Below are 21434 nucleotides of genomic sequence, written 5' to 3' on the forward strand. Positions count from 1 at the left end.
CATCACCATGCGGCCTGCAAGGCAGGCTGCGGCGATCCCGCTCGTGGAGCTTTTTGTTTCCCCTCAACCCCGGCGACTTCGAGCAATCCTTCGATTGCTCTTTTCCCAATTCAGCCGGTGGAAAGTGTGCGCATTAGATCAGCGGCCAAATCCGGCGCAGTGAGATCGTCATTGCAGAATGTGTACGCAACGCGGCAGTAACTGACGAATTTTTGTCAGATGGCAACGCATCTCTCAGCAGAAGTGTGATGTTGATCTTCGAATGGCACCGCGCTGAGCGGAAGCGCGCGGCGAGGCGGGCGATGTCCACCGTGGTCGCCAGCAGGTTGTCGGCGCGTGTCTCGGTTACGAAAGGCGACTGCGCGATCGCCCGGGTCCGGACGTGACCGCCGCGACGCCCGGGTTGCGTTCATGGAATTGTTGGGGGAGCAGCCAACCACGGTGGCATTCCACCGTTCACCGCGCCGAGGCACGGCAGAAATGATCGATTTGCAGTCTTTTCGCTCGCGACGTGGTGTCACGCTCGCATTGGCACTGTTTTTGACCGCATTGACGGTCTCCGCCGCGATCTTCATGGCGGCCAACACCCCCACGCGCGAGCGCGACATGGCCGCCGCCGTGGCTGCCGCGAGCGGCGACCCGCTCATTCTCGCCGCGGTGCAGACGCGCGCGAACCAGAATCGGGTGATGCAAGGCGATGCGCAGGCCGTGGCGGCATTCCAGACCGAGCTCCCGGTCGGCGCGCTTACCGCACTCCCGGCCACAGGCGATCCTGTCAAAGGCACGTTCTCGCCGGTCGTCGACTGGCCCCTGGTCGGCATCCATGCCGTGCTCACGCCCGATGGCCGCGTGCTCACGTACGGAACCAGCGCAGCGGGCTTTCGCACCGGCTACTACATCTACGACGTCTGGGACCCGCAACTGGGCCTGGGCAGCAACTCGCACACCACATTGCCCAACGCGACGCAGGTGGACATCTTCTGCAATGCGCAGTTGCTGCTGCCCAGCGGCAGCATCGAGATGTGGGGCGGCGACGTGGTCAATCTCACCACGGGCCGGGCGACGCTGAACCCCAACGACGATTCCAACGTCTTCAATCCGTTGGACAACAGTCTGGCGCGCACGGGCAAGATGTTCCGCAAGCGCTGGTACGCGACGGCGACCACGCTGCCCGATGGCGAGGTCTACATCCAGGGCGGCACCGGCGGCGAGGACTTTCCCGAAGTCCGCACCAGCACCGGCACCTTCCGCCTGCTCTCCGGGGCACCGACGACCTATCTGGGCGGCCTGTATCCGCGCAACTTCCTCGCCCCGGACGGCAACATCTTCGGCACGCGTTACGAAGAGATGTACCGCGTCGATCCCGACGGCACCGGAACGATCACCAAGGCGGGCCGCTTCCTCAGCGGCAACATGGGCGCCAGTTCGACGGCGGTGATGTTCAAGCCGGGCAAGATCCTGCAGGTCGGCGGCGGTTACGACACGAATTTCGCCAGCCCGCTCGCCCATGTCATCGACATCAACGGCAACAGCAACGTTCCGACCATCACTCAGGTCGCCTCGCCGATCTATCGTCGCCATTGGGGCAATAGCACGGTGTTGCCGGACGGACGCGTCTTCCTGTCCGGCGGCAGCGTGGCGGACAACGATCCGGTCAACGGCGTCGACTACATCACCGAAATCTACAATCCGGACACCAATACCTGGACCGAAGCCGCGACGGCGCAACGCATGCGCCTGTACCACTCGTCGGCATTGCTGCTGCCCGATGCGACGGTATTGACGGTGGGCGGCGGCGCCAATGGCCCGCAGCTCAATCTCAACGCAGAGATCTACTACCCACCGTACCTGTTCGATGCCAACGGTGCGCCCGCGCCGAGACCGATCATTGCCACGGTGCCGATGACGGTCAATCCCGGCCAGACGATTCCGATCTCGACGCCCAATGCGTCCGATATCGCCCGCGTGACCCTGGTCAAGACCGGCTCGGTCACGCATTCCTTCGACATGGACCAGCGCTTCCTGGAATTGCCCTTCACGGTTTCGGACAACACGCTGCAGGCCAGCCTGCCTGGCAATGCGTTCCGCACGCCGCCGGGCTACTACATGGTGTTCATCATCAACGGCGACGGCGTTCCGTCCGAAGCCGGGATACTGCGCATCAACGCAAGCAATCCCGCTCGCCTTACTGTCAACAAGATCGTGATAAACAACGATGGCGGCAGCAGGGTCGCCGCCAATTTCAGCTTCTCCATCAACGGCGACGCCCCCATTCCGTTCGAAGCGGACGGCAGCAATGTCATCAATCTTCCTCCGGGCAACTACTCGATTACCGAGCCGAACCCCAGCGACTATGCGGCCAGCTACTCGAATTGCAGCGACATCGTCCTGACCGCCGGCGGCACCGCGACCTGCACGATCACCAATAACGACATCGCCGGCTTCATGGTGACCACCAGCGCCACCAAGCCCGGTTATCTCCCGGGAGAAACGGTGACGCTGACGGCACGCGTCCTCAACATGGGCGTGCCGGTAAGCGGCGCGCGCGTGAACTTCGATGCGCTCAAGCCGAACGGCATCAACCACGTGCGCCTGACTGCCACCACGGACAGCAGCGGCAATGCGAGCGCATCGTTCGTTTCAGGGACGGGATCGAGCTCGATCGGCGCGTATCAACTGACGACCACCGCCACCAGCGGCACGCGCTCGGCCCAGGCCTTCGCCACGTTCTCCGTACAACCGCCGCTGCCGGCCACGCTGACGGTCCGCAAGGTGATGGTGAACGAGAACGGCGGCACCAAGGAACCTTCGGACTTCAGCTTCTCGATCAACGGCGCGGCGGCCATCGCGTTCGAAGCCGACGGCAGCAATGTATTCAACCTCGCAGCCGGCACCTACACGGTCACCGAAACGCCGGTCGCGGATTACACGCCCAACTACGCCAACTGCAGCAACCTGGTCCTCGTCGCCGGCGACAACGTGACCTGCACGATCACCAACCACGACACGGCTGCGTTCGGCGCCAGTGCCAGCACGAGCAAGCCCGTGTACGTCGGCGGCGAAACGGTGGTCATGACGGCGCACGTCACCACTGGCGGCATGCCGGTCAGCGGTGCGCGCGTGAACTTCGATGCGCTCAAGCCGAATGGGATCAATCACGTGGTGCTGATCGGCACCACGAACACGAGCGGCGATGCCACTGTCTCCTTCGTTTCAGGCACCGGTTCGAGTTCGATCGGCACCTATCAGCTGACGGCGACGGCTACCAGCGGCGGCCTTTCCGCTGTGGGATACGCCACGTTCGTCGTCCAGAAGCAGGCACCGCTGCCCGGGACGCTGACCGTCATCAAGGTCGTGGTGAACGACGACGGCGGCAGCAAGGTGGCTTCCGACTTCAGCTTCTCGGTCAACGGCGGCACGCCCTTGGCGTTCGAATCCGACGGCAGCAACGTGCTGAGCTTGGCGGCGGGAACGTACACGGTCACCGAACCGGCTTCCGCGGGCTACAGCGCCAGTTTCAGCAACTGCAGCAGCATCGCGCTGGCGGCGGGCGGCTCCGCGACCTGCACCATCACCAACAACGACACCGCGTCGCTGCCATCCCTGTCGATCACGACGGGCACGACCCAGCCGGTCTATACGCGCGGCGGGAGCGTGACGCTCACCGCCCACGTGGCTCGCGGCAGCACGCCAGTCGCAGGTGCTCGCGTCACTTTCGACGCGCTCAAACCCAATGGCGTCAACCACATCATTCTGACGGGAACGACCGACGCCAACGGCGATGCGAGTGCCTCATTCGTGTCCGGCACCGGCCCCAGCTCGGTCGGTACCTACCAACTCACGTCCAGCGTCACCAGTGGCGGCGAGACCGCGCAGGGCACCGCGACATTCGTCGTGCAATAGCACTTTGCGGGTACCGAAGTACCCGGGCCTCAGTGCTTGCCGTTGTCCTTCTTGGTCGAGCGCTTGCGCTGACCGGGGAAGTCGCGCCGAAGCTCGTCGTCCAGATCGATCGGCCGCGCCCAGCGATCGTAGGTGGGCACGAAGCCATGCTTCAGACGATGGAATTCGGGCGAGCCGGGCTTGACGCCGAGTCGTTGCGCGAGCGCGCCCCAACCCTGAGCGGGGTCGACCTCGTATGAGTCGACGACGAAGCGGCAAGGGCGCCCCAGCACCGACGCGAGCGAGCACGCGTAGTACACATCACCGGGCCGCCAATTCCGCCGTTCCATCAGATCCACGACCAGCTCGCGCGGTGCGTTGTGGTAACGCACCATCTCGTCGACGAACGCCTCCGGATAACGCGCACCGTAGCGATTGATGTCGCCGAGCCAGGTGTCGACCCAGGCGTCGCCGCTGCGCGGACTCCAGCTCGCGGCCGGCTCCTGCGCGGCGGCCACTCCCGTGATGCCCGACAGGATCAGCGCGACCGCCAGCAGCGTGCGTTTCGGGTGGATGTGCATGCGCCGCTCTCCTCGCCTGCCGATCGCGCGATCAGTGCTCGATCACGAACTTGCCGAAGGCGACGCCCAGATCCCAGCCCTGGCCCTTGCCCGCCAGCGCGAGGGAGACGCTGCCCTTGGTCATCGCCATCGCCTTGGTCGATTTGGATGCGCCCGCATGCGCTTCGCTGCTGGCGTAGGTGCCGAGCACGTCGTTGATGTTGTAGACGCCCGAGAACTCGCCGTGTCCGTTCTCGATCTTCGATTTGCCAACGGTCAACCCGCCGCCCTTGGCGCGGATGTGCACGGACATGCGCTGGCCGTTGTCGCAGGTCACCGTGCCGGTGCCCGACGCCGTCTTGTAGAAGACCGACCAACCCGCAAGGTTGAACTCCATCTTGCAGGTGATGGGACCACTGGCGCTTGCGGACGCCGAGGCCCCCGCCAGCAGAATCGAGCAGAGCAATGCGACCAGACGAGGTTTCATCGACGGACTCCTTGGTGGGGGTGAAAAAAGGCTAGCACCGGCGCGCCATCACGCACCACCCGGGCGCTCAAAACGACAGGGCGGCCATACAGCGCCGCCCTGCCCCTGCACCTAGGCTTCGCCGATCCATGTTCGGCGGACACGGGACGTATCAATCGTCGTCGCGGTCGTGGTCGTGGTCGTCATCGCGCCCGCGCCGGCCATCCCAATAGCGGTAGCGGTCATGACTGCGATCGTAGCGGTCGTGGCGGTCATAACGGCGGTCGTAGCTGTAATAGCGGTTGTCGTAGCCGCGCCGGTCGTAACGCGGGTCGTAGTAGCGCGTCGTGCAGCGTCCGTTGCGATCACACTTCATGCGTGACCGGTCCTGATTGCGCCAATACCCGTAGGCATTGCCGTACGGCGGGCCGGAGCGGTAATTCCTCGGCTCGTAGCGGTAGTAGATCGGGCGGCCGTAGCGGTCGCGCTCCATGATCAGGCGGTCGTTGTAGCCGTAGTCGCCGTAGCGGTAATACGGGTCACCGCCGCGGAAAATGACGTCGGCGACATCGACGATCACGCGGACCAGGTCGTCGTCGTTCTGCGCGTGGGCCGGGGCCGGCGTCGTTAGCGCCGCCATGCCCAGGCCCGCGGCGAGTGCGGTGGAAGCCAGCCAGCGGGTCAGTGTGGCCATCGCGGTTCTCCTCTCACGCCCGCCACCATGGCGGGCACGGGTCGACGATGCGACCGGCGCGGTGAACCGACTTGTAATTTTTGCGTGAGCGCGGCCCCCCGCTCAGATTCCAGTTAGCCGGCGGCGACCGCCTGCGCCAGCGACTCCACCGCGGCCGGCAGTTCCGACGGTTCAGCGACCCGCCGCAGCCGGGGCGCGTCCTCGTCGACCTGCGCCTCGGTCTCGTGCGCCCAGGTCACGTGATAGGGCATGTATACCCCCCACCCGCCCAGCTCGAGCACAGGAGCGATGTCGGAGCGCAGCGAGTTGCCGATCATGGCGAAACGCGAGGCCGGCAGATCGAATTCGCCGAGCACGCGCGCATAAGTCGACGCGTCCTTCTCACTGACGATCTCGATGCGGTGGAACAGCTCGGACAAGCCCGACTGCCGGACCTTGTTCTCCTGATGGAAGAGGTCGCCCTTGGTGATCAGGACGACCTCGTGCTCGGCGGCGATCGCTTCCACGGCTTCGCGGATGCCCGGCAACAGTTCCACCGGGTGCTGGAGAAGCTCCTTGCCCAGCAGCACGATGCGGTGCAGGTCGGCGGCGCTGATGCGCGCCTGGGTGATTTCGACCGCGGCCTCCACCATCGACAGCGTCATGCTTTTCACGCCATAGCCGAACAGGGCCAGGTTGCGCATTTCCACCGCATACAGGCGGTCGTACATGTGCGCGTCCTGCAGGTCCACGTACTTCTGCACGATGCGCTCGAAGTCGGCCTGCGCCGCGTGGTAGTAGTCCTCGCTGCGCCACAAGGTGTCGTCGCCGTCGAAGCCGACCAGGCGGATGGTTTGGTCTGCGGAAATCATGGCGGCCAGTATGCCAGCGCCGCGCTACGGACAGTGTTTCGGGCAAAGAGAAAGGCGGCCATGAGGGCCGCCTTTCGTTGGGATGCCGCCTGGGGGTATAGGCGGCATCGATTCGATGGTTGGAACCGTGGCTCGGCTGGCTTACTTCTTTCCGCCCTTCGACTTGCTGACGTAGGCCTTGTATTCGTCGGCGCTCAGCGCGCCGTCGGCATTCGCGTCGGCCTTGTCGAAGACCTGGCCCAGCGCCGGGATCGCGGCAGCCTCGGCCTTGCTCAGGCTGCCGTCCTTGTTGACGTCGACATCGTTCCAGCTCTTCTTCGACGGATCGCCCGAGGTCGCGGCGGAAGCATCGTTGGACGTGGTGGCCTGGGTGGACTGCGTGGCAGTGGTGTCGGTCGGGGTGGTCGACTGAGCGGAAGCGTCGGTCGACGCAGAGGTATCCGTCTGCGACTGCGCGAACGCCAGCGGGGCAGACAGCACGGCGGCGAGGGCGAAGCTACCAATCAGGGTCTTGCGGGACAGATTCATCAGTTTCTCTCCTTAAGGGTCGTGCGTGGCGATAAGAAATCGGGGGATGTGCCCCGCACGATTCGCACCTTGCCCCGGTACGGATGAACACAAACACCGCCGCGCGCGACACCTCCACGCCGCGTTAACCACAACGGCAGCAAACCGGTTTATGGCCGCCGGCTGAATCCTGCAGAAGGGTGACGCCCATCTAATTACGGCTCGACGGCCGGCTGAATGGAACACAACGTTTACGAATGGGGCTTCCGCGGCCTCGCGAATCAGGCGTCACTGTCGCGTGAAGCGCTCACCATCACTTCGCCGCCGGCATCGAAGGCCACGGAAATCTCCATCGGCCGACAACAGACCGGGCAGTCTTCGACATAGCGTTGCAGGTCGGTGGTTTCGTCGATCATCAGTTCGACGCGTTCGCCGCAGTACGGGCATGGCACCGCGATGGTGGGCAACATCTGATGACTCCTGCGTGCGAATCGCGGCCACAGCCTAGCGCGTGGCGCGTCGTCACGCGCTAAGGTGGCCTTGCGCGTCGTCACGCGTCAATAACCTTTGCGGAGCAAAGCTGAGACACGCACTGGGGGCCGCGCGGCGCGCTGCAATGCTTGGATTCGCGGCACGATAAGGATCGCGCGATGAAGACCCGACGCGTTTTCAGTACTCCCGACCTGATCACCGCCCGGGCCGCCATCCAGGCCGCGCGCGATGCGGGCATCCACGACGAAGACATCTCCCTGGTCGCGCGTCCGGACATCGAGGTCGGGCACATCCCCAACCGCCGCAAGGAAGCCGACAGCGACTTCGTTCCCGCGGCACTGCGGGGTGCACTGTTCGGCGGCATCGCCGGGCTGGTGGCCGGCGCGATCGCCGTCCTGGTGTTTCCTTCCATCGGCATGAGCTGGAGCGGTGCCGGACTGGTCGCGCTGGCCGGCGTGCTCGTCGGCGCATTCGCCTCGTCGCTGGTCGGATCCTCGCTGCCGGACCCGGTGCGGCAGAAGTTCGACGGCGAGATCAAGGCCGGACGCATCCTCGTCCTGGTCGACGGCGCCGCCGAAACGCTGCCTGCCGTCGAAAGCGCGGTGACGCGCACCGGCGCGCTGTCCCTGCCGTTCGAAACCCCAACGGCATTGATCCGCTGAGGCGTCCCTTGCTGCGCAGTGCGCAGGCACTGCGCACGTAGTGCGCGCGGTCGCTTACGTTTTCCTTCATCGACGTCTCACCCGCGCACAACGCGTCGCGCGGGAACCTGCGGCGGTCGCTTCACGACGCAGGAGACGCACGATGGCACGCAGCAAGAACACCGGATTCGACTCCACTGGTCTGCACGAACTGCTGTACCAGGCGCTGGAAACCGAGATGGGTGGGATCGAGGTCTATACCAACGCCCTCAAGGCCGCCCAGAACGACGACCTTCGCCACGAATGGGAGGAATACCTGGAACAGACCAAGCGCCACCGGCAGATCCTGCTGGAGGTATTCGAGTCGCTCGGACTCGATCCGGAAGCGCGTACGCCGGGCCGCGAGGTCGTGGCCCATCTGGGCGCATCACTGGTGCAGGCGATCCAGAAGGCGCGCAGCGATGCCGATCCTGCCGGCGCCGAAATCGTCGCCGGCGAGTGCGTGGTGCTGGCCGAAACCAAGGACCACATGAACTGGGAGCTGATCGGGCAACTTGCCAAGAAGGGCACCGGCGATGCGGTCGCTGTGCTGCGCAAAGCCTATGAACAGGTCGAGGACGAGGAGGACCGGCACCTCTACCACTCCTCGGGCTGGACCCGCGAACTGTGGATCCAGGCGTTGGGCATGCCGGCCGTGCTGCCGCCGCCGGAAGAAGTGCGCGATGTCCAAACCAAGATCGGCGCCGCGCGCGCCGAACAGTCGCGCGACAAGATGATGTGAGACCGACAAGGGCGCCCTGGGCGCCCTTGTCGTATCTGCCCTTTCGTTCGTGCGGCCCGCTACTTGCGGTTGGCCTTCAACCAAGCCTGATATTCGCCGCGCGTCACCGTGCCATCGCTGTTGCTGTCGATGGCGGCGAAATTGGCCTTGAACCCGGCATCGGCCTCGCCTTCGCTCATGCTGATGGAACCATCGGCATTGGTGTCCAGCCGGCTCAGCACATCGCCGAGGCTGGAAGCGCTGCGTTCCGAAGCATCGCTCGCGCCGCGTCCCTTTTCCATTTGGGCCTTGGCAGCGGTTCGATACTCGATGTCGGTCACGAAGCCATCATGGTCCACGTCCATGGTGGCGAAGCCGGTGTTGAAGTCCGTGTCGGCCGCGCTTTCGGTGGTACTGATCTTGCCGTCGCCGTCGGTATCCAGACGTGTCCAAACGTCGCGCCGCACTGCGGACGAGTGGGACCTCGCATGTTCCGCGCCTTGCGATTTCGGTGGCGACGGCGGCGGTGCAGTGGTGTCGACCTGTGCGGTGGGGTTGGTCACCGGCGGATAGACATCGCGCATCGTGCGTTCTGGCGAGTTGGGTACCGGTGCGTCCGGCGGTGGCGTGACTTGCGGTATGTCGGGCGGTCCCTTGCCGACTTCCTGTGCCGCGACCGCTGGCGACAGCATCGCTGCCGCCAGCGCGAGGGCGAGCAGATTGCGCTTGCTTGCGTTCATGGCGTGTCCTCCAGCGCGCGTGCGCGCGGCGACACCAAGCTGGGACGCGCGGCCTTTAGGCGTCGTGAGGGAACCGGCGCCGGCCGTGCGCGACGGCGGCGGCATCCGTTCAGTCGATGCGCTGCATCAGGATATGAACGAGAACGCGCTGGATTTGCTGCTGCGCATCAACGCCCTGCGATGAAGGCCCTCACGGAGACGCGTGCCCCGTGCCCGGCTTGGCGGGATTCATGGCTGCGCGGTAGCTCTCGTGCAGCTGTTGCACCTTGGCGATGTAGGTGCGGGTTTCGCGATAAGGCGGCACTCCGCCGAAACGCGACACCGCACCGACACCGGCGTTGTAGGCCGCCGCGGCCAGCGTCAGATTACCGCCGTACCGGCGTAGCAACATCTGCAGATGGCGCGCGCCGGCATCGATCGATTGCCCGGGCGAATAGGCATCGGTGACGCCGTAGCTGCGCGCGGTGTCGGGCATCAGCTGCATCACGCCCTGCGCACCTTTGGGCGAGAGGGCCTTCGCATCGAAGGCGCTTTCGGCATGCGCGATGGCACGCAGCCACGCGTCATCCACACCGTGCTTCTTCGACGCCGCGCGGAACTGCGCCGCATAGCGATCCAGGCGCGGCTTGCCCACGTTGCCCAGCCCCACGTGCGCCGGCTCACCCGGCGGCGTGGCGACGGTGAAGCCCATCACCGGTGTGGAACCCGGGAGCTCGCGCGTGCTGTACACCGTGCGGCCATCCTGTTCGCGCTCGTAGAGCGTGCCGTTGATGACGCCCAGATCGCCCCACAGATTCGGCAACTTCACCGCATCGTCGTCGATGTGCTTGGGTGTGCAGCGCGATCCGGGCTCGGGCGCCGTCGCCAGGCTGACCTTGCCGCCGCGCATGCAGCGATAAACGGTGCGCGCCTGCACGGTCGCTGCCGTCAACAACAGCGATATCAGAACCCCAGCCATGAACAGGCGGCGCGCGATCATGGCGGCAGTGTGTTCCCCGGTGCGAACCCGGGAATGTGCCAATGGTCTGGCCCCTGACGCCGCGAGGCGCGATCGGCCGGCTCGCGAAAAATCCGTTGCTGAGACCCAAACGCGGCCCGGGATTGCCGTCCGAAAGCGGCGAGCAGGACACGCGCACCAGAGCCATCCTGTCACCTCCATAACGAGGAGTCGCCATGCTTCGCGAACCTTCCTACCTGCTACTCGCCTCCGTGCTCGGCGCGGCCACGGCGCATGCCGCTCCCGCCGACGACATCGCCACGGTGGCTGCACTGGACAAGACCTACCAGGCCGCGGTGAAGGCGAACGATGCCGACACGATGGACCGCATTCTCGCCGACGACTTCGTGCTCGTGGTCGGCAACGGCACGACCTTCGACAAGGCCGACCTGCTGCGCGAAGCGCGCGAGCGCAACCGCACCTACGAGCAGCAGGATGAGCTCGCGCAGACGGTGCGCGTATGGGGCGACACCGCGGTCGTCACCGCCAAGCTGTGGCTCAAGGGCGTCGACCGCCAGGGCGCGCGCTTCGATTACAAACTATGGTTCAGCGATACCTACGTGCGCACGCCGGAAGGTTGGCGTTACGTGCTTGGGCAGGCGTCGCTGCGACTGCCCGAGTAGATCTCAGGCCGCGCTCGCCATGAGTGCTTCGACCTCGTCGGCGTTGCGGGCGAGCTTGTCAGTCAGCACTTCGTGGCCGTCCTTGGTCACCACTACGTCGTCTTCGATACGGATGCCGATGCCACGCCACTTCGCGTCGACGCTGGTGTCGTCTGCGCCGATGTACAGGCCCGGCTCGATGGTGAAGACCATGCCGGGCTCCAGCAGCCGCGACTCGCCGTCGATGCGGTACTCGCCTACGTCGTGCACATCCAGCCCCAGCCAGTGGCCGGTCTTGTGCCGATAGAACCTGCGATACAGGCCGTCGGCGATGTTCTTCTCCAGCTTGCCCTTGAGCAGGCCGAGCCGCAGCAGGCCTTCGGTGAGCGTGGCCACGGCCGCGAGGTGCCCCGCCTCATAGGGAACGCCTGGACGCGCCTGCTTCAGCGCCGCCGCCTGCGCGTGCACAACCAGATCATGCAGTGCGCGCTGCTCCTTGCTGAAGCGGCCGCTGGCGGGAAACGTGCGGGTGATGTCGGCCGCGTAGCCGCGGTATTCGGCGCCGGCGTCGATGAGCACCAGATCGCCGTCGTTCACGGCCGCATTGTTGGCGCGGTAGTGCAGCACGCAGGCATTACGGCCCGCACCGACGATGCTGCCGTAGGCGGGCTCGGCATCGTGCTGGCGGAAAACACGCTCCACTTCCGCCTGCAGGTGGTACTCGCGCTGGCCCACGCGCGCCGTGCGCATGGCCGCTTCGTGCGCGAGCACGCTGATATCCGCGGCGCGTTGCAGCAGCCGCAGTTCGTCGCGGTCCTTGAACAGGCGCATCTCGTCGAGCAGATGGCCCAGCTCGAGGAATTCATGCGGAGGCTGCGCGCCATGGCGGATTTGCGCGCGCACGCGGTTCAACCAGCCGATCAGCTTGAGATCGAATTCCTGATCGCGCCCGAAGTGGTAGTAGACCCGGGTACGCCCTTCCAGCAGGCCGGGCAGGATGTCGTCGAGGTCGCCGATCGGATACGCATCGTCGAACCCGAACGCCTCCACTGCACCTTCAGGACCGTAGCGCGGCCCGTCCCAGGCTTCGCGTTCCAGATCGCGCTCGCGGCAGAACAGCAGCGCCTCGCCATGCTTGCGGCCGGGCACCAGCACCAGCACCGCGTCGGGCTCGTCGAAGCCAGTGAGGTACCAGAAGTCCGAATCCTGCCGGTACGGGTAATGCGTGTCGCGGCTGCGTATGACTTCCTTGCCCGCGGGCAGAATCAGGATGGCTTCGTCGCCCGCCATGCGCATGAGCTGCTTGCGGCGCCGCGTGTAAGAGCGAGCCGGAACGGCGAGCGATTTGTTGACCGCGACGGGCTTATTCATGCGTCAGTTGAAGCGCTGCCGATGCTGCGCCGCCATCACGCAGTCGCCGTGCAGCAGCAGCGAGGCGACGCGGACGAATTCCTCCAGCTCCACCAGCGCTTCCTCGTCCTCTTCGTCGCCATCGTCCTGCGGCTGTGCGGCCGCGAGCCGGGCCAGGTCCGCCAGCGCCTCCTGGCTGTCTTCCGACAGCGTGGGCGCGGCGCCGGCCGACAGGCCGAAGCCGCCCAGGAAACCGCGGCACCAGTCGAACAGCGCGCCGCTGCGCTCGGACAGCGAGGCATCCGCGTCCGGCAGCAGCAGTTCGAAGCCGAAGCTGCGATCGGCCAGCTGCGCGGCGCTGGCCTGGCACATCACATCGAGCGCGCTGCCTTCGCTCACCGCCGGTAGCGCCGGGTCGGCCAGGACCTTGGCCAGCCAGTCTCGCTGCGCCGAGCCGCCGCCGGCCAGCCAGCCACAGAGGCTGCCGTGGAGTTCGGACGCGGTCACGGCCAGCGCGAGGGCGCGGATTTCGGCTTCCAGCACCGCCGGAGCGGGCAAATCGGGGGTGTTTGGGGACGGCACGTTGGGATGTTCAGGAAGAGCGGGGGGATGCGGGCAGTTTAGCGGCACCGGCGAGGCTGGCGGCAGCCGCCGCGTGTCATACACTGGCCGCATACGGCTAACGGCTGGGGTCCGTGCGCTTTTTTCAGTCCTTCACTGCCTGCCTGATCGCAGCGATCGCGGGCCTGCTCGGCGCAGGCGTGGCCGGCGATGCCGTGGCGCTGACGCGTGACTACTATTTCGAACGGCTCGGCAGCGAACGCGGCCTGGCACAGAACACCGTCAATGCGATGGTGCAGGACGCGCAGGGCTTCATCTGGGTCGCCACCCAAGGTGGCCTGCACCGTTATGACGGGCAGCGCTACGTTCAGTACCGCCATGATCCGCGCGATCCCGGCAGCCTTCCCGACAGCTACGTCACCGCGCTGGCCGCCGAGAGCGACGCGCTGTGGGTGGGTTCGTACGCGCAGTACGTCTCCCGTATCGACCTGAGCAACGGGGCCATCCGCCGCTACGAGGCCGGAAACAGCCAGCAGTCGCAACGACAGGTCATGGCGCTGCTGCCGCATGCGGGCAAGGTCTGGGTCGGCACGCTGGCCGGCCTGGAGCGGCTGGATCCGGCGACGGGTACGCGCGACCGCGTGATCACGCTCGACTCCAAGGCACTGCGGGCGACGCCCCGCCAGGCCCTGGTCAGCGGACGCGACGGCGACGTCTGGTATGGAACGCAGACCGGCCTGTATCGGATCGGCGCGCGCGGCGGCGTGGAACGCCTGCGGTCGGCCGTGGTGGTACGTGCGCTCGCCTTCGACCACCGCGGGCAACTGTGGGTGGGCACGCCGGAAGGCTTGTTCCGCCTGGCTTCCGATGGCCGCTCGCTGCTCAAGGCCTGGCCCACCGCGGACGCGCCGGAGGGCGACGCACACGACGTCGAAGTATGGGCAATCGCCGAGTCGCCCGATCATCAGCTGTGGCTGTCGCTGAGCAAGCAGGGCGTGTTGCGCCTGGACCCCGCCAGCGGACGCAGCCAGTCGTTCCGTGAGCAGGCCGCGGTGGCTTCGAGCCTGCCCGAAGACGGCATCAACGCTTTGCTCGTCGACCGCGGCGGGATGCTGTGGCTGGGCGGACAGTTCCGCGGCGTCAGCGTGGCCGATCCGCTGGGCACGCGCTTCACCTACATCCTCGACCTCGACAGCGGCGGGCCGCACAACCCGGCGACCGACGACAGCGTGCGTGCGATCGCGCAGGACGATGCCGGCATGCTGTGGCTCGGCACCGACGATGCACGCTTCCTGCGCTACGACCTGGTTGCCGACCGGTTCGAAGACTTCACTTCGCGCCTCCCGCTTGCGCCTGGCACGGACCGGCCGCGGGTCATGGCGCTCGCGCGCAATTTGGATGGGACGCTGTGGGTCGCTACCGAGCGCGGCCTGTTGCGACTGGATCCGCGCAAGGGCGCCATCACGCCGGTCGATTTGGGCAGCTACAGCCAGACACGCATCCGCAGTCTGCTGCTCACGCGCAACGGCTTGTTGTGGATCGGAACCGCCAACAACGGCGCGCTGCGCTATTCGCCCGACAGCGGCGAAGTACTGCACTACGGCTACCGCGAAAACGACCCCAACCAACTCTCGCATCCGGCCGTGCACACGCTGCTGGAAGACCGGCGCGGGCGGATCTGGCTCGGTACCGGCGATGGCCTGGACCTGTTCGATCCCGCGAACGGGCGCCTGCGGCACTTCCGGCACGGCATCGATGCGCCGGGCAGCCTGGCGGGCAATCTCGTGCGCGCGCTGCGACAGTCCGCCGACGGCACCATCTGGGTCGGCACGCATGCCGGCCTGAGCCGCGTCATGGAAGGTGCGGACGGCGGCATCGCCTTCGCGCATCCTCTCGCCGACGCCATGCACGACCGGCCGGTACCGGTGGTCTTCTCCATAGTCGAGGCGCCCGCCGGCACCTTGTGGCTGGGCACCGACAACGGCATCACCCGCTTCGAACCCGCGAACGATCGCTACCGCATCTACGGTCTGGCCGACGGCTTGCAGGATCTCGAATTCAACGGCAACGCCGACGCCATGCTCAGCGACGGCCGCATCGCGCTCGGCGGCGTGCGTGGCCTGAACCTCTTCAGTCCGCGCAGCATCGGCGACACCGCGTATGTGCCGCCGCTGCGCCTGCTCTCGGTACGCATCGGCGCCGATGCGCCGGAAAGCGAAGGCACGTCGTGGCGGCCGGATGCCCTCTCCGTGCCCGATGGCGCCGACCTGTTGCGCCTTCGCGTGGGCGCGCTGGATTTCGCGCCGGCGGGCAACATTCTCTATCGCTATCGGCTCGACGGCTTCGACGTCGGTTGGATCGATAACGGCGCGCAGCAGGACATCACCTACACGCGCCTGCCCCCCGGCGACTACGTACTGCACGTGCAGTCGACCGACCGCGACGGCGTCTGGAGTTCGCAGGAATTGACCGTCCCTGTGCACGTACTGCCGCCCTGGTGGCGGCATCCGCGGGTCGTCGCCGCCGCTGTGCTGCTGTTGCTGGGATTGGCCGCGACTTTGTGGTGGCGCCACCGCAAGCAGGTCAAGCGCGAACGCTCCTTGTTCGATGCGATCCGCGAACGCGAGCAACGGCTGAAACTGGCGCTGTGGGGCTCCGGCGAAATCTTCTGGGACTACGACCTGCAGCGCAACGAGATGTACGCGATGCGCATCGACGAGAGCGGCGTCGCCGATCCCGACAGCGCGGTGCACATGGAGATCGTCGAGCAGCACGAAGTCCATCCCGACGATCTGCCGCGCCTGCTCGACCTGGTACGCCAGCACCTTCGCGGCGAGACCTCGCTGATGCTTTCGGAGCATCGCGTCCGCCTCCCCGACGGCCATTGGGCCTGGATGCTCGCGCGCGGCCGCGTGGTCGACCGCGGCTCCGATGGTCGTGCACTGCGTATCGCCGGTACCGCCCGCGACGTCACCGCCACGCGCAACGCCGAGCGCGAACGCCGCATCGCCAGCGAAGTGCTGCGCAGCATGGCCGAAGCGGTCTGCGTCTTCGACCGCGACTTCTGCTTCGTCTCGGTGAACCCGGCGTTCACGCGCATGACCGGCTACAGCGACGTCGAAGTGCTGGGGCGCGACACCTCGCTCCTCAACAGCCCGCAGCACGATCCGGAGTTCTACCGGCAGATGCGTTATCGGCTGGAACGCGATGGCCGCTGGTCCGGCGAACTGTGGCAACAGCGCAAGGACGGCCAGGAATTCCTGTGCTCGGTGCAGGCCAGCATCGTGCTCGACGCCACCGGCCAGCGCAGCCATTACGTGGGTGTGCTCGGCGACATCACCGACCAGAAGCGCGCCGAACAGGAACTGCGCTATCTGGCGAATTACGACACGCTGACCAGCCTGCCCAATCGCACGCTGCTGTCGGAGCGTCTTTCGCGCGCCATCGTCCGCGCGCGCCGGCAGGGCAAGCGCATTGCGGTGCTTTTCCTCGACCTGGACCGCTTCAAGGACATCAACGATTCGCTCGGCCACGCGGCGGGCGATCGCATCCTGCGTGCCGCCGCGGCGCGTCTGCAGTCCACGGTGGGGCCGCAACACACGGTGGCGCGACTGGGCGGCGACGAGTTCACCGTCGTACTCGAGGACCTGGACACCATCGACGAGGCAGAGCACGTGGCCCGCCGCATCATCGACGCCTTCGGCCAGCCGCTGGACATCGATGATCGCCACGACGTGTCGATTTCGCCTTCGATCGGCATCAGCCTGTATCCGGATCACGCGCAGATTCCCACCGATCTGCTCAAGCACGCGGACACGGCGATGTACCAGGCGAAGGCCGCCGGCCGGCGTACCTTCATGCGCTACACCGACGCCATGGACGTGGAGATCCGCCAGCGCGCCACGATCTCCGCGGCGCTGCGCAAGGTGCTGGATCGCAACGAACTGCGGCTGATGTTCCAGCCCAAGCTGTCGCTGACGCAGATGCGCATCACCGGCGTCGAAGCGCTGCTGCGCTGGTACAGCCCCGAGCACGGCGATATTCCTCCGGACCGCTTCATTCCGCTGGCCGAAGAAACCGGCCTCATCCTGGAAATCGGCGAGTGGGCGATCCAGGAAGCCTGCTCCACCCTCGAGCTGTGGCGCGAACAGGGCCTCGAGGATGTCTCGATCGCGGTCAACGTTTCGGCCATGCAGCTGGCCCGCGGGCATCTTCCCGACGTGGTCGCTCGCGCGCTGTTCGGCCGCAACATCCCGCCAGAGCGGCTGCAGTTGGAGCTCACCGAGACGGTGATCATGGCCAACGCCGAACAGAACGCTGCCATGCTGCAGGCGATCCGCGACCTCGGCGTAGGCCTGGCGATCGATGACTTCGGCACCGGTTATTCGTCGCTGTCCTACCTCAAGCGGCTGCCGCTAACGACGCTGAAGATCGACAAGGAGTTCATCGGCGATCTCACCCGCGACCCCGACGACGAGGCGATCACCGGCGCGGTGATCGCGATGGCGCACTCGCTCGGCTTGAACGTGGTGGCCGAGGGCGTGGAGACCGAGGCGCAGGTCAAGTTCCTGCACGATCACGGCTGCGACGAGATCCAGGGCTATTGGCTCGCCCGCCCGCTCCGCGCCGAGGAATGCCTCACCTTCCTTCACAGCTGGGCTTCCGCGACCGCGGAAACCGATCGCCAGGTCGTTTCGGGCTGACCGACGATCGCCCGCTGCCTTGACCGGTTAACCTCCGCTCCCCATCATCCGCCCATGGATCGCGCCCAACTCATCGCGGAACTGCAGAACCTGTCGGCTCGGCTGGACGAGCTGGGCGCCCAGGCGCGCCGGCTCAACGACGAGAACCGCAGTCTTCGCCTGCAGCAGGAGCAGCTGATCAACGAGCGCTCAACGCTGCTCGCCAAGAACGAGCAGGCGCGTACGCGGGTGGAAGCGATGATTGCGCGGCTCAAGTCGCTGGAGCAGCACACGTGAGTTCCAAGACCAGCGAGCCGGTCAGCATCCGCCTGCTCGATCGCGAGTACACCGTCGGTTGCGAGCCGGACGAACGCGACAGCCTGATCGCGGCCGCCAAGCTGCTCGATAACAAGATGCGCGAGATTCGCGGCAACAACCGCATGGCCGCGCTCGATCGCGTTGCGGTGCTGGCGGCGTTGAACCTCGCGCACGAACTTCAGCTGGTGCGCAGCGAGGGCGAAGGCCGCGATCGCGAGTTGGTGCGTACCATCGACGAACTCCATCGCAAGATCGACGGTCTGTTCGACAACGCACCGCGTTGAAAACGCTTCGTCGGGATCAAGCACGTCCGGCGCCTGCATCGTTGAATCATGCTGCGCCTGAATCGCAACCGGCCTTGCCCCGACGAGCGGGCTGGCTCTCTGCAAACCCCGCGCTATAATTCGCGCACGTCCTCTGCTGTGCGCGACAGCCTGCGCAAACATTCGCCTTGTCCCTTAATGACGACCACGGGGGCGCAGCGGAAGCCCGGAGTGCAAGTCCGCCTTGTAGCGGAAAGCCCGAAGGCATCCAAGCGTCCCCACTTGAACCCCGGGTTCAAGGTCGTTTCGCAGGCATCGCACACCGGTGGAGGACTTTTTCTTTTCCCGCAATGCAGCGCTTCGGCGCTGCATTTGTCTTGCTTCCCTGCGCAGCTGCATAAGCGTGCGCAGATTCAACCGCGCTCTGTTGCGCTCGACTCCCGCTCGCTGCATGGACGGCGCATGGCCGCGATCAACGCATGAATGAGGTCGCCAGCGCTGCCCAGCGCCGCCAGCTTCGACTCGAATTGCGTGAGCGCCGTCGTCAGCTGCCCGCTGCGCAACGCATTGCCGCAGCCGACACACTGGCCGGGCACCTGCTGTCCCTGCCGTTTGCTCCGCAGGCGGGTTACGTCGCAGGCTACTGGGCGATGGACGGCGAGATCGCCTTGCACGCATGGCAGCTCCGCCTGCCTCGGGATTGCGTCTACTGCCTGCCGGTCTTGTGCGACGACCAGGTGCTGCGATTCGCGCCGTGGCGCGCGGGTGACGGTTTGGTAAGCAATCGCTACGGCATCCCCGAGCCGGACGTCGCATCGGCATCGCTGCTCGAGGCCACGGAGCTTTCGCTGGTGGTATTGCCGCTGGTGGGCTTCGACCACCGTGGCAACCGGCTCGGCATGGGCGGCGGCTGGTACGATCGCAGCTTCGCTTTCCGCCATGAGCGTGCCGCCCCGCCTTTCCTGGTGGGAGCGGGATTCGCACTCCAGCAAATCGAAGCGGCGGAACCGCAGCCCTGGGATGTTCGCCTGGATGCGATCTGCACCGAGATGAGCAGCCTGGACTTTGTTTCGCAGACAGACCGCCCTCCGCAATGAGCTTTCCGCGATGACGCCACGCCGCCGCTATTGGCTGATGAAGTCCGAGCCCGACGCATTTTCGATCGACGATCTGAAGCGCGTGGGCACCGAACCCTGGACCGGCGTGCGCAATTACCAGGCGCGTAACCACATGCGCGCCATGCAGGTCGGCGACGGCGTCCTGTTCTATCACTCCAGCTGCGACGTGCCGGGTATCGTGGGCACCGCAACGGTCGCCAGCGCACCCTATCCGGATCCGACGCAGTTCGATCCGAAGTCCGATTACCACGATCCGAAAGCGACCCGCGAACAGCCGCGCTGGGATCTCGTCGATGTCACCTTCGAACGCAAGCTCGAGCGCACCATTGCGCTGGAGGAGATCCGCCGCCACGCGGACGAGCTCGGCGAAGGGTTTGCACTGATCCAGCGCGGATCGCGCCTGTCGGTGCTGCCGGTCACGGCAGCGCAATGGAAACTTCTTCTTTCCCTGGAATAAGCACGTGAGTGAAGCCAAGCGCCTGGCCGGCGAAAAGGCCATCGATTACGTCGAAGACGGCATGATCGTCGGCGTCGGCACCGGATCCACCGTCGCCTTCTTCATCGATGCGCTGGCGCGGATCAAGGACCGCATTCGCGGCGCGGTGTCGAGTTCCGAGCAGAGCACGCAGCGCCTGCAGATGCATGGCATCGAAGTGCTCGATCTGAACGCCACCGGCCCGTTGTCGCTTTATGTCGATGGCGCCGACGAGTGCGATCCGCACAAGCGCCTGATCAAGGGCGGCGGCGCGGCGTTGACGCGCGAAAAGATCATCGCCGAGGCCAGTGACAAGTTCATCTGCATCATCGATCCGGCCAAGCGCGTCGATGTGTTGGGCAAGTTTCCGCTACCGGTGGAAGTCATCCCGATGGCACGCAGCCTGGTCGCGCGTCAGATCCTCGCCAAGACCGGCGGGCAGCCGGTGTGGCGCGACGGCGTGGTGACCGACAACGGCAATGTGATTCTCGACATCCACAACCTGTCGATCACGGACCCGGTCGGTACCGAAGCCGCGCTCAACCAGATTCCCGGAGTAGTGTCGGTGGGCCTGTTTGCGCGGCGTCCCGCCGACATCGTGATCGTGGGCGGCGAGCCGCCCTTGGTCTTGTAGGGTCTGCGTGGCCTCGATGCGCGCGGCTTTCAGCAGCCTGGAAGAGTTGTTGCCGGTGTTGCAGCAGGCTGGCTTTTGCTTCACGGCAGCCAAGCCCATGCGCGAGCTGCTGGAGCGGACTGGACCGCTGACGGACTGGAGTTCGTTCGCCGCGAGCTGGGATCATCTGGGGCCGGACACCTACCTCGCCAAAGTCGGTCGCCGGCGACGGCGTCGCTATGCGGTGTATTCGGGTGCGGCTGGGAATCCGGTCCGCAGGGAGCCGAACCAGCCGCATTATCAGTCGAGCGACTACAACCGACTGCAGGGCGATATCGAACGCTGGTTCGAGCCCATCGAACCCGCGATTGGCGACAGCGCATCGCTTCGCACCATTCTCGAATTCAGTCGGGCCGTTTTTGCGCCGCTTGCACCTGAGGTGCGGGACTGGCACATCGAAGTGCACCAGTTCCGCATCGAGGCGCGACCCGACGAGCCGGGGGAACCCACTCCCGAAGGCGTCCATCGTGACGGTGTCGATTATGTTCTGGTCCTGCTGATCGATCGGCAGAACATCGCCAGTGGCACCACCACCATTCATGCCGCGGATGGCGCGCTCTTAGGCAGCTTTACTCTGACCGAAGTCTTCGATGCGGCCTTGGTGGACGACTCGCGGGTATTCCATGGCGTGACCGCGGTGACGCCGCTCGATCCGACGTTGCCGGCACATCGGGATGTTCTGGTGGTCACGCTGCGTCGCGCTGATTGATCAGCTCCGCATTTTCCATCCGTACAAAGAAGAACCCCCGACCTTTTGGGCCGGGGGTTCGGAGTAAATGCTCAGCGATGACCTACTCTTGCA

Annotated in this window: 21 protein-coding genes and 1 other RNA gene; 12 read left to right on the forward strand and 10 right to left on the reverse strand. The window is 65.8% G+C overall.

Annotated elements, in window-relative coordinates; translation table 11 throughout:
* The first annotated feature begins 528 nt into the window (after positions 1–528).
* Complete coding sequence (locus ACYVJ8_RS10510) at positions 529–3903, forward strand: galactose oxidase-like domain-containing protein (RefSeq protein WP_460712087.1); 3375 nt, start codon at positions 529–531, stop codon at positions 3901–3903.
* Between the two features lie 29 nt (positions 3904–3932).
* Here the strand turns inward: ACYVJ8_RS10510 and ACYVJ8_RS10515 are convergent, their stop codons facing one another.
* The 6 genes from ACYVJ8_RS10515 to ACYVJ8_RS10540 form a co-directional block, all read right to left on the reverse strand.
* The gene (locus tag ACYVJ8_RS10515; RefSeq protein ID WP_460712089.1) at positions 3933–4463 is read right to left on the reverse strand and encodes a hypothetical protein; all 531 of its coding nucleotides are present in this window, start codon (positions 4461–4463) and stop codon (positions 3933–3935) included.
* A gap of 31 nt (positions 4464–4494) precedes the next feature.
* Complete coding sequence (locus ACYVJ8_RS10520; protein WP_460712149.1) at positions 4495–4917, reverse strand: hypothetical protein; 423 nt, start codon at positions 4915–4917, stop codon at positions 4495–4497.
* A 163-nt stretch (positions 4918–5080) separates the two neighbouring features.
* A complete protein-coding gene (locus tag ACYVJ8_RS10525) occupies positions 5081–5602 on the reverse strand; it encodes a hypothetical protein (RefSeq protein ID WP_460712091.1) in 522 nt (173 codons plus the stop codon).
* 113 nt (positions 5603–5715) lie between these two features.
* Entirely contained in the window at positions 5716–6462 is a 747-nt protein-coding gene (locus ACYVJ8_RS10530) for an HAD family hydrolase (RefSeq protein WP_460712151.1), read from the reverse strand.
* 132 nt (positions 6463–6594) lie between these two features.
* A complete protein-coding gene (locus ACYVJ8_RS10535) occupies positions 6595–6981 on the reverse strand; it encodes an EF-hand domain-containing protein (protein ID WP_460712093.1) in 387 nt (128 codons plus the stop codon).
* Positions 6982–7241: 260 nt separating this feature from the next.
* Complete coding sequence (locus ACYVJ8_RS10540) at positions 7242–7430, reverse strand: CPXCG motif-containing cysteine-rich protein (RefSeq protein WP_460712095.1); 189 nt, start codon at positions 7428–7430, stop codon at positions 7242–7244.
* A 180-nt stretch (positions 7431–7610) separates the two neighbouring features.
* Here ACYVJ8_RS10540 and ACYVJ8_RS10545 point away from each other — a divergent pair, with 180 nt between their 5' ends.
* Entirely contained in the window at positions 7611–8114 is a 504-nt protein-coding gene (locus tag ACYVJ8_RS10545) for a hypothetical protein (RefSeq protein WP_460712096.1), read from the forward strand.
* A gap of 142 nt (positions 8115–8256) precedes the next feature.
* Positions 8257–8874 carry a hypothetical protein gene (locus ACYVJ8_RS10550; protein ID WP_460712097.1) on the forward strand — a complete coding sequence of 206 codons (618 nt, stop codon included), beginning with the start codon at positions 8257–8259 and terminating at the stop codon, positions 8872–8874.
* Between the two features lie 59 nt (positions 8875–8933).
* Here ACYVJ8_RS10550 and ACYVJ8_RS10555 read toward each other — a convergent pair whose 3' ends face one another.
* Both ACYVJ8_RS10555 and ACYVJ8_RS10560 read right to left on the reverse strand, forming a co-directional pair.
* Positions 8934–9593, reverse strand: a complete 660-nt coding sequence (locus tag ACYVJ8_RS10555; protein WP_460712099.1) for an EF-hand domain-containing protein — start codon at positions 9591–9593, stop codon at positions 8934–8936.
* 190 nt (positions 9594–9783) lie between these two features.
* Positions 9784–10551, reverse strand: coding sequence for a lytic transglycosylase domain-containing protein (locus ACYVJ8_RS10560; protein ID WP_460712153.1), 768 nt, complete (start codon positions 10549–10551; stop codon positions 9784–9786).
* Between the two features lie 215 nt (positions 10552–10766).
* Here ACYVJ8_RS10560 and ACYVJ8_RS10565 point away from each other — a divergent pair, with 215 nt between their 5' ends.
* Positions 10767–11213: a nuclear transport factor 2 family protein gene (locus tag ACYVJ8_RS10565; RefSeq protein ID WP_460712104.1), complete on the forward strand. Its 447-nt coding sequence runs from the start codon at positions 10767–10769 to the stop codon at positions 11211–11213.
* A 3-nt stretch (positions 11214–11216) separates the two neighbouring features.
* Here the strand turns inward: ACYVJ8_RS10565 and ACYVJ8_RS10570 are convergent, their stop codons facing one another.
* Together ACYVJ8_RS10570 and ACYVJ8_RS10575 are read right to left on the reverse strand one after the other, a co-directional pair.
* Positions 11217–12563, reverse strand: a complete 1347-nt coding sequence (locus ACYVJ8_RS10570) for an aminopeptidase P N-terminal domain-containing protein (RefSeq protein ID WP_460712108.1) — start codon at positions 12561–12563, stop codon at positions 11217–11219.
* A gap of 3 nt (positions 12564–12566) precedes the next feature.
* A complete protein-coding gene (locus tag ACYVJ8_RS10575; protein WP_460712110.1) occupies positions 12567–13124 on the reverse strand; it encodes a UPF0149 family protein in 558 nt (185 codons plus the stop codon).
* A 113-nt stretch (positions 13125–13237) separates the two neighbouring features.
* On the opposite strand from ACYVJ8_RS10575, the gene ACYVJ8_RS10580 reads away from it, so the two are divergent.
* The 8 genes from ACYVJ8_RS10580 (at position 13238) to ACYVJ8_RS10615 (ending at position 21341) form a co-directional block, all read left to right on the forward strand.
* Positions 13238–17806: an EAL domain-containing protein gene (locus tag ACYVJ8_RS10580; protein WP_460712112.1), complete on the forward strand. Its 4569-nt coding sequence runs from the start codon at positions 13238–13240 to the stop codon at positions 17804–17806.
* 54 nt (positions 17807–17860) lie between these two features.
* Positions 17861–18082, forward strand: coding sequence for a TIGR02449 family protein (locus ACYVJ8_RS10585; RefSeq protein WP_460712114.1), 222 nt, complete (start codon positions 17861–17863; stop codon positions 18080–18082).
* Entirely contained in the window at positions 18079–18387 is a 309-nt protein-coding gene (locus tag ACYVJ8_RS10590; RefSeq protein WP_460712116.1) for a cell division protein ZapA, read from the forward strand. Before ACYVJ8_RS10585 ends, ACYVJ8_RS10590 begins: the two co-directional genes overlap by 4 nt.
* Positions 18388–18514: 127 nt before the next feature.
* Positions 18515–18702: non-coding RNA, 6S RNA (ssrS, locus tag ACYVJ8_RS10595), on the forward strand.
* Between the two features lie 143 nt (positions 18703–18845).
* Positions 18846–19463 (forward strand): 5-formyltetrahydrofolate cyclo-ligase, encoded by a 618-nt coding sequence (locus tag ACYVJ8_RS10600; RefSeq protein WP_460712118.1) that lies wholly within the window; start codon positions 18846–18848, stop codon positions 19461–19463.
* A 10-nt stretch (positions 19464–19473) separates the two neighbouring features.
* A complete protein-coding gene (locus ACYVJ8_RS10605; protein ID WP_460712121.1) occupies positions 19474–19941 on the forward strand; it encodes an EVE domain-containing protein in 468 nt (155 codons plus the stop codon).
* Between the two features lie 4 nt (positions 19942–19945).
* A complete protein-coding gene (gene rpiA / locus ACYVJ8_RS10610; RefSeq protein WP_460712123.1) occupies positions 19946–20593 on the forward strand; it encodes a ribose-5-phosphate isomerase RpiA in 648 nt (215 codons plus the stop codon).
* A gap of 16 nt (positions 20594–20609) precedes the next feature.
* Positions 20610–21341 (forward strand): 2OG-Fe dioxygenase family protein, encoded by a 732-nt coding sequence (locus ACYVJ8_RS10615; protein ID WP_460712155.1) that lies wholly within the window; start codon positions 20610–20612, stop codon positions 21339–21341.
* Positions 21342–21434: the final 93 nt, after the last annotated feature.

This window comes from Lysobacter terrae, assembly GCF_054782215.1.